Annotated in this window: 2 protein-coding genes; both read right to left on the bottom strand. The window is 69.1% G+C overall.

The features are described from left to right. Positions 1 to 75: 75 nt before the first annotated feature. Positions 76 to 1,350 carry a class I SAM-dependent methyltransferase gene (locus tag G6026_RS06620; RefSeq protein ID WP_107757591.1) on the bottom strand — a complete coding sequence of 425 codons (1,275 nt, stop codon included), beginning with the start codon at positions 1,348 to 1,350 and terminating at the stop codon, positions 76 to 78. A gap of 11 nt (positions 1,351 to 1,361) precedes the next feature. Beyond that, entirely contained in the window at positions 1,362 to 2,834 is a 1,473-nt protein-coding gene (locus tag G6026_RS06615) for an FAD-binding oxidoreductase (protein ID WP_182612685.1), read from the bottom strand. Between the last annotated feature and the right edge of the window lie 463 nt (positions 2,835 to 3,297).

Here is a 3,297-nt window from a genome sequence, read left to right as displayed (position 1 = left end):
ACCGAGGAGCCGGCGGGCGGATCCCCGGCGCCGACCGGCGACGTCCTGCTGGCTCTCGACCTGGCCTGATCCGGTTCACGCCTGCCACCATTGCCGCAGGGGAACGTCCCAGGTCATGGAGTCGCCGAGTCGGACGGCCAGGATCTGGTGGAGCTGGATCTTGTTGTGTTCGAAGCCGTACTGGCAGGCGCCCATGTAGAGACCCCACAGTTTGGCCATGGGTTCACCGACCTCCTCGACCGCCTCGTCCCAGTGTTCGACCAGGTTCGCGCACCAGTCGCGCAGGGTGAACGCGTAGTGCTGCCGGAGGTTCTCCTCGTGCACCACCTCGAACCCCGCGTTCTCCGCCTCGAGGTGGACGGTCCCGGCACCGGCCAGTTCGCCGTCCGGGAAGATGTACCGGTCGATGAACGCGCCCGCCTTGACGGACCGCGAGTTGTCCGGACGGGTGATGCAATGGTTCAGCAGACGCCCTCCCGGCTTCAGGTACCCGTGGAGTCGGGTGAAGTATCCGTGGTAGTTCCTGCGCCCGATGTGCTCTGTGATGCCGATGGAACTCACGGCGTCGAAGTCGCGCTCGGGCACGTCGCGGTAGTCCATCAGCCGGACCTCGGCCAGATCCTCCAGCCCCTGGGCTCGGATCGCGGCCTGGCCCCACTCGACCTGCTCCCGCGAGAGCGTCACGCCGATCGCGCGGACCCCCCGGGAGGCCGCGTAGCGCACCATCCCGCCCCACCCGCACCCCACGTCCAGCAGCCTGTCGCCGGCTTTGAGACCGAGCTTGTCGAAAACGAGGCGGTACTTGTTCTCCTGCGCCTTCTCCAGGGACATCTGTGCGTCGGTGTAACACGCGCAGGTATAGGTCATGGTGGGCCCGAGGATCCACTCGTAGAACCGGTTGGACACGTCGTAGTGGTAGCTCACGACCTCCGAGTCCCGCTTCTTGGAGTGTCTCCGCATGCCGTGCGCGACCCGGCGCCACGCCGCCGGCACCTCCTGCTCGGGAATCGGCAGCATCGTGAGGTTCTCGCGTCCGATCGACCGGGCGATCCGGGCCATCGTCCGCACGTCCGGCCTCCGGGTCATGGCCTTGCGGAAGACCTCGAGCGCGCCGAACGCGTCGTGCGGCGCACCGGGATGTACCCCGTCGACCTCGAGCTCACCCATGAGGTAGGCGCGGGCCAACCCGAGATCCCCCGGCGCGGTCACGAAGTACTGCAGCGCCTTCGGACTCTTCAGGCGTAGTACCAGCTCACTGTCGGGCGGGCCGAACACCGAGCCGTCGTAGGCCTCGATACGCAGGGGTGGCTCGCCCGTCGCGAATGCGTCGACGATCTCACCGATCGTCATCCTGTCCGTCGTCACCGTGCACCCACCGCCTTGTCGTAGAGGGTCGAGAACCGACCGTTCGGGTCGAACTCCGCCTTCAGCCGGGCGGCGTGCTCACCGCCGTACAGCTGGTCGAACTCCTCCCGGGAGTAGAAGACCTCAGAGTAGAGCGACTTGTGTCCACCGAGGCGGGAGACCTCCTCCTCGATGCGCCGGTTCCACGCCCCCTCCACCGACCCCGGCTCTACCGGCGCCGAGGACCAGAAGCCGATGTTGACATAGGTTGTGTCGGGCGACAACGGGTACAGAGGCCACGGCCGGTCGGAGCCCGGCCCCCCGTCCGGTGTCGGTGCCGGGGTGCGCTCCCGCAGCCGCAACGGACACACCCACAGTGGTTCGATGGGCACCTCATTCAGGAACCACCCGAGGAACTCGGCCGTGCGGTCGATGGTCACCTCGATGTCCTGCACCACACGCTCGCGCGGGCCCTCGCCCTTGAGCGCCCCGATCCGGTTGCCCAGGTCGTACCTGTGGTCCAGCCCGATGATCTTCCAGTACGCGGACGACCGGAGGAGGTGCTGCGGCCACAGGGCGCGGATCCGGGGATTCTGCACGCCGAACGCCCGCGAACACCAGAACCAGTCGGTGTCCCACCGCCACAGGTAGTCGCGGATGGTCAACCGGTCGCGGGCCATCGATCCGGGCTGTCCGCCGTGCCGGATCGACCGGTAGTAGATCGCCTGCTTGTCCCGCACTCCCGTGTAGTCCGAGACGGGACCGGGCTCGTCGGTCCGCCGCCCCAGGGTCAGGTAGGACTCGTCGGCGGAGAAGACGACCCCGTCCAGGAAATCGACGTCCTCGTCGTCGTACGACCCGGACTCGCTGATCCGCCCGAGCCCGTCGGCCAGCGCGGCGAGGGAGCCGAAACGGAGATGTCGCAGCTCGACGTAGCGGGCCACGGGTTCGAGCGCGATGCGCAGCCGCACGGCGTACCCGAGCGAGCCGTACGAGTTGGGGAACCCGCGGAAGAGCGCCTGCTCGCGCACCGTCCCGTCGGGGCGGGCGGTGACGATCTCGCCCGTCCCGGTGAGGACGTCCATCTCCAGCACCGACTCGTGGGGCAACCCCAACCTGAAGGAACTGGACTCGATGCCCAGCCCGGTCACGGCGCCACCGAGGGTGATGGTCTTGAGCTGCGGCACCACGTACGGCATCAACCCGTACGGCAGGGTGGCGTCCACCAGATCCTCATAGGTGCACATGCCCTGCACGTCGGCGGTGCGGGCGTCCGGGTCCACGGAGACCACGCGCGTCAGCCCGGTGGTGTCGAGACCGGGCGACGACGACGAGGCGCGCGGCCTGAACAGGTTGGACGTCGTCTTGGCCAGCCGGACGGGCTCCCCCCGGGGGACCGCCTCGAAGCTGGCGAGGAGTCGGCGGACACCCTCGTCATGGTGCCGGGACCCGACGACCAGCGATCCGGACAGATGACCGTGAGTGCCCATGCGCCCCACCATAGTGGCGGTCCGCGACGACCGGACTTGATCCGGCAGCGGTCCACCCCGGTGTCCCGGCCAGTGTGCTCCCCACCCGCCTCACGGGGCCGGGCGCCACTGACGGGCGGGTCTCGATCTCGTCTCGATTGTGACACCGGTCGCATCGTCTCCGCCGAACCCTCTCGAGCTGGCAGACCGCGTACGTACTCTTCCCGCATGGAGGACCCCCGCGCCCGGGCACGCAGTCGGCCCCACTCGGCGCATCCCACATCCCACATCGAGGAGGGCCCGTCATGAGCACACGCGCACACCGAGCCGAGCGGTCCGCCCGGGGCGCCCGCGAGATCCGTCCCGTCCGACGACGCGGGATCGTCGCCGCGTCGGGGTTCGCGGTGCTCGTCCTGGCGCTCGGGGGGTGCGGGGAGGAGGGGACCGCGGAGGAGGCGGTCGGCGAGGCGACCAGCGCGGTGGG

It is taken from the genome of Dietzia sp. DQ11-38-2 (genome assembly GCF_014145055.1).
Classification (GTDB): domain Bacteria; phylum Actinomycetota; class Actinomycetes; order Mycobacteriales; family Mycobacteriaceae; genus Dietzia.
Note: the sequence above shows the minus strand (reverse complement) of the source record. Positions and strands in the feature narration are given on the sequence as shown.

Coding starts and splice junctions, on each gene's coding strand:
- G6026_RS06620 (WP_107757591.1), bottom strand. CDS start 1,350: ATGACGATCGGTGAGATCGTCGACGCATTCGCGACGGGCGAGCCACCC.
- G6026_RS06615 (WP_182612685.1), bottom strand. CDS start 2,834: ATGGGCACTCACGGTCATCTGTCCGGATCGCTGGTCGTCGGGTCCCGG.